Source organism: Actinomyces sp. oral taxon 448 str. F0400 (genome assembly GCF_000220835.1).
In the GTDB taxonomy this organism is placed as follows: Bacteria; Actinomycetota; Actinomycetes; order Actinomycetales; family Actinomycetaceae; genus Actinomyces.
On the sequence record NZ_GL985607.1, the window covers coordinates 1 to 5,524 of the forward strand.

Here is a 5,524-nt window from a genome sequence, read left to right on the forward strand (position 1 = left end):
GTTTTGGTGGTGTGTGGGGGCTCGGTGGTGTCCTACTCTTCCGTTCCCTGGTGGGAGCAGTACCATGGGCGCTGGAGGGCTTAGCTTCCGGGTTCGGGATGGGTCCGGGCGTGACTCCTCCGCTATGACCACCGAGACGTGGTCCGGGGCCTGCCTGCGCGGCGTGTGGCGTGTGTTGGGTGGGTTGGTCGTGGACCGTATAGTGGACGCGTTAGTTTGTCTTGCGCAAGAGAGTGTGCGGATAATCTTGTGTGTGATCGGCCGTGTTAGTACCGGTCGGCTTGGTGCCCGTTACTGGGTGTCCACCTCCGGCCTATCAACCCAGTCATCATCTGGGGGCCTTCCCACCCCTCCCCTCTATTCACTATAGCGAAAAAGAAAGGAGGGGGTGGTGGAGACCTGGTCTTGAAGATGGTTTCCCGCTTAGATGCTTTCAGCGGTTATCCATGTCCGGACGTAGCTAACCAGCCGTGCTCCTGGCGGAACAACTGGCATACCAGAGGTTCGTCCGTCCCGGTCCTCTCGTACTAGGGACAGGTCTTCTCAAGTCTCCTGCGCGCGCAGAGGATAGGGACCGAACTGTCTCACGACGTTCTAAACCCAGCTCGCGTACCGCTTTAATGGGCGAACAGCCCAACCCTTGGGACCTGCTCCAGCCCCAGGATGCGACGAGCCGACATCGAGGTGCCAAACCATGCCGTCGATATGGACTCTTGGGCAGGATCAGCCTGTTATCCCCGGGGTACCTTTTATCCGTTGAGCGACGACCCACCCACACGGGATCGCCGGATCACTAGTTCCTACTTTCGTACCTGCTCGACCCGTCAGTCTCACAGTCAAGCTCCCTTGTGCACTTGCACTCACTACCTGATGACCGACCAGGCTGAGGGAACCTTTGAGCGCCTCCGTTACTCTTTAGGAGGCAACCGCCCCAGTTAAACTACCCGCCAGGCACTGTCCCTGGCCCGGATCACGAGCCGAGGTTCAGGCGCACGCCCAGGCCAGAGTGGTATTTCAACAACGACTCCACCATCACTAGCGTGACAGCTTCACAGTCTCCCACCTATCCTGCACAAGCCACAGCGAACACCAATACCAAGTTGTAGTAAAGGTCCCGGGGTCTTTCCGTCCTTCTGCGCGAAACGAGCATCTTTACTCGTAGTGCAATTTCGCCGAGCTCATGGTTGAGACAGTAGGGAAGTCGTTACGCCATTCGTGCAGGTCGGAACTTACCCGACAAGGAATTTCGCTACCTTAGGATGGTTATAGTTACCACCGCCGTTTACTGGGGCTTGAACTCACCGCCTCACCCCATGTATCCAAGGGGCTCACGGATCCTCTTAACCTTCCAGCACCGGGCAGGCGTCAGTCCGTATACATCGCCTTACGGCTTCGCACGGACCTGTGTTTTTAGTAAACAGTCGCTCCCCCCTGTTCTCTGCGACCCTTGCTCCTAGCCCGCGAAGGGGCTTCAAAGCTCAGGCCCCCCTTCTCCCGAAGTTACGGGGGCATTTTGCCGAGTTCCTTAACCATGATTCACTCGTTCGCCTAGGCATGCTCTGCCCGACCACCTGTGTCGGTTTCGGGTACGGGCGGCCCAGCACCATCGCGTCGAGGCTTTTCTCGGCACCCCAGGATCACCCTGCTCTCCCCCGCTCACAACGGGGTCACCATCACGCCTCACCCCCGCGTCAACAACCATGTCATTAACGCGATCGCCCGGATTTACCTGAGCGAGAGGCTGCGCGCTTGAACGGGCCAAGCCATTAGGCCCGCGAGGCTACCACTGTGCGTCACCCCTGTTACTACGCTTGCCTACCTGCACGGAGGATCCCCAGACCCTGGCCGACACCAGCACCCGGACCCGAAGGTACCGGCCACCAGCGAATCAACGACCACGGGCGTGAGTTAGCACCCGCGCGTCAGCATGGGCGGTCCTACGCCGGTACGGGAATATCAACCCGTCATCCATCGACTACGCCTGTCGGCCTCGTCTTAGGTCCCGACTCACCCAGGGCGGATCCACCTGGCCCTGGAACCCTTAGTCATTCGGCGCTAGGGACTCTCACCCTAGTCATCGCTACTCATGCCTGCATTCTCACTCCCACGCCGTCCACCCTAGGATCACTCCCGAGCTTCACCCAACGCAGGACGCTCCCCTACCACCCCTCCTCACGAAGGAGTCCGCGGCTTCGGCGGCACGCTTAAGCCCCGCTACATTGTCGGCGCACGACCACTCGACCAGTGAGCTATTACGCACTCTTTCAAGGATGGCTGCTTCTGAGCCAACCTCCTGGCTGTCTACGCGACCGCACATCCTTTCCCACTTAGCGCACGCTTAGGGGCCTTAGCCGGCGATCCGGGCTGTTTCCCTCTCGACCACGAAGCTTATCCCCCGCGGTCTCACTGCCACGCCACACCCGCACGGCATTCGGAGTTTGGCTGACCTAAGTAACCCTGTCAGGCCCCGCAGCCAACCAGTCGCTCTACCTCCGCCGGGCGACACACGCAACGCTGCACCAAAATGCATTTCGGGGAGAACCAGCTATCACGGAGTCTGATTGGCCTTTCACCCCTACCCACAACTCATCCCCCCCATTTTCAACTGAGGCGGGTACGGCCCTCCACACGCTCTTACACATGCTTCAACCTGGCCATGGGTAGATCACCCCGCTTCGGGTCCATACCGCGCCACTCCATCACGCCCTTCTCGGACTCGCTGTCGCTACGACTCCCCCACACGGGTTAACCTCGCGACACGGCACTGACTCGCAGGCTCATTCTTCAATAGGCACGCCATCACCCACCCCACCACGCAAAAATCACGCACTGGACACAGGCTCTGACGGCTTGTAAGCGCCCGGTTTCAGGTACTCTTTCACTCCCCTCCCGGGGTACTTTTCACCATTCCCTCACGGTACTCATCCGCTATCGGTCATCAGGAGGTATTCAGGCAGCCGAGTGGTCTCGGCAAACTCACACAGGATTCCACGAGCCCCATGCTACACTGGGAACACACGCACGCAATATCCACGCCAGGTTTCACCTACAGGGCTCTCACCTCCTCCGGCCCGCCATCCCAGACGGTTCAGCTACCCAACGCCACTCACGCCCCGCCCCGGCAGAAACGAGAACACACGCGCCCCACAACCCCGCACACGCAACCCCTGCCGAGTCTCACACGCACACGGTTTCACCATCATCCGCTATCGCTCGCCACTACACACGGAATATCCTCTCCTACGGGTACTGAGATGTTTCACTTCCCCGCGTCACCCCTCGCGCCCTACACAACCTCAGACACGAGTGACACCCCACAACGAGTGCCAGGTCTCCCCATTCGGACACCCTCGGATCACAGCCCGTCAGCCGGCTCCCCGAGGCTTATCGCAGGCCACCACGTCCTTCATCGGCCCCTGATGCCAAGGCATCCACCGAACGCTCAAATCAACACACACAACACACCACGCGCACACGCACACCACGCGCACACGACAGAACACACCACACAACACAACGAACAAACAATACTCGCGTCCACTATACAGTTCACAACCAACCCGCCCACACCCCCCGCGCACCCGCACCCAACCAAAGCACGACCACACAGAAAGCCAGACCACACGGGCGCACAGCCCCAGACCCCGACAGCATGCCACCCCATCCCCGCCACACGCACGAGACAGGCACCCCGCACACGCACACACGCACGCACACGAACCGGTTCCCTACACCACACAACACTCCCTAGAAAGGAGGTGATCCAGCCGCACCTTCCGGTACGGCTACCTTGTTACGACTTCGTCCCAATCACCAGCCCCACCTTCGACCGCTCCCCATAAGGCCACGGGCTTCGGGTGTTGCCGACTTTCATGACGTGACGGGCGGTGTGTACAAGGCCCGAGAACGTATTCACCGCAGCGTTGCTGATCTGCGATTACTAGCGACTCCAACTTCACGGTGTCGAGTTGCAGACACCGATCCGAACTGAGACCGGCTTTCAGGGATTCGCTCCGCCTCACGACATCGCAACCCACTGTACCGGCCATTGTAGCATGCGTGAAGCCCAAGACATAAGGGGCATGATGATTTGACGTCATCCCCACCCTCCTCCGAGTTGACCCCGGCAGTCTCCCGCGAGTCCCCACCACAACGTGCTGGCAACACGAGACAAGGGTTGCGCTCGTTGCGGGACTTAACCCAACATCTCACGACACGAGCTGACGACAACCATGCACCACCTGTGAACCAGCCCACAAAAAGGGGACGCTCCCGTCTCCGGGAACCACCGGCCCATGTCAAGCCTTGGTAAGGTTCTTCGCGTTGCATCGAATTAATCCGCATGCTCCGCCGCTTGTGCGGGCCCCCGTCAATTCCTTTGAGTTTTAGCCTTGCGGCCGTACTCCCCAGGCGGGGCACTTAATGCGTTAGCTACGGCGCGGAAGACCCGGAAAGACCCCCCACACCTAGTGCCCAACGTTTACAGCATGGACTACCAGGGTATCTAATCCTGTTCGCTCCCCACGCTTTCGCTCCTCAGCGTCAGTACACGGCCCAGAGACCCGCCTTCGCCACCGGTGTTCCTCCTGATATCTGCGCATTCCACCGCTACACCAGGAATTCCAGCCTCCCCTACCGCACTCAAGCCGGCCCGTACCCACCGCACGCCCCCAGTTAAGCCAGAGGATTTCACGACAGACGCGACCAGCCGCCTACGAGCTCTTTACGCCCAATAATTCCGGACAACGCTCGCGCCCTACGTATTACCGCGGCTGCTGGCACGTAGTTAGCCGGCACTTCATACCCCGGCTACCGTCAACCCCACCCACAAAGCAGAGCCTACATCACCGGCGACAGAGGTTCACAACCCGAAGGCCTCCATCCCTCACGCGGCGTCGCTGCATCAGGCTTGCGCCCATTGTGCAAAATCCCCCACTGCTGCCTCCCGCAGGAGTCTGGGCCGTGTCTCAGTCCCAGTGTGACCGTCCACCCTCTCAGGCCGGCTACCCGTCACCGCCTTGGTAGGCCATCACCCCACCAACAAGCTGATAAGCCGCGAGCCCATCCCCCACCAAAACAACCAAAACCAGGCCGAATCTTTCCAAACCACCCCATGCGAGGCAGCCAGAACATCCCGTATTAGCCGCCCTTTCAAGCAGTTATCCAAGAGAAGAGGGCAGGTTACTCACGTGTTACTCACCCGTTCGCCACTCACCCACCCAACCAAAGCCAGGCAGGCCCGTTCGACTTGCATGTGTTAAGCACGCCGCCAGCGTTCGTCCTGAGCCAGGATCAAACTCTCCAAACAAAACCACAAACAGCAATGAAAGAAAACCATCACCCAGCCCACCCACCACACCCACCACCACACACACGCAACACACGCACGCACAACAGCAGACACAGCAGGCAAACCAAAACAAAACAAACACGCCACAACCAGACCCACAAACAGACCCAGCCACAACGCATCCATGGCATAAAAAACATGACACACTATCGAGACCTCAAACAACACACCCAC

3 rRNA genes are annotated in these 5,524 nt (G+C 59.6%); all 3 read right to left on the reverse strand.

What is annotated here, in order from left to right:
- Positions 1–19 precede the first annotated feature (19 nt).
- Positions 20–136: ribosomal RNA gene (gene rrf / locus HMPREF9062_RS11900) — 5S ribosomal RNA — on the reverse strand.
- Between the two features lie 109 nt (positions 137–245).
- Positions 246–3,458: ribosomal RNA gene (locus HMPREF9062_RS11905) — 23S ribosomal RNA — on the reverse strand.
- 293 nt (positions 3,459–3,751) lie between these two features.
- Positions 3,752–5,308 (reverse strand): 16S ribosomal RNA (locus tag HMPREF9062_RS11910).
- Together the 16S, 23S and 5S rRNA genes form the textbook arrangement of a ribosomal RNA operon.
- Positions 5,309–5,524: the final 216 nt, after the last annotated feature.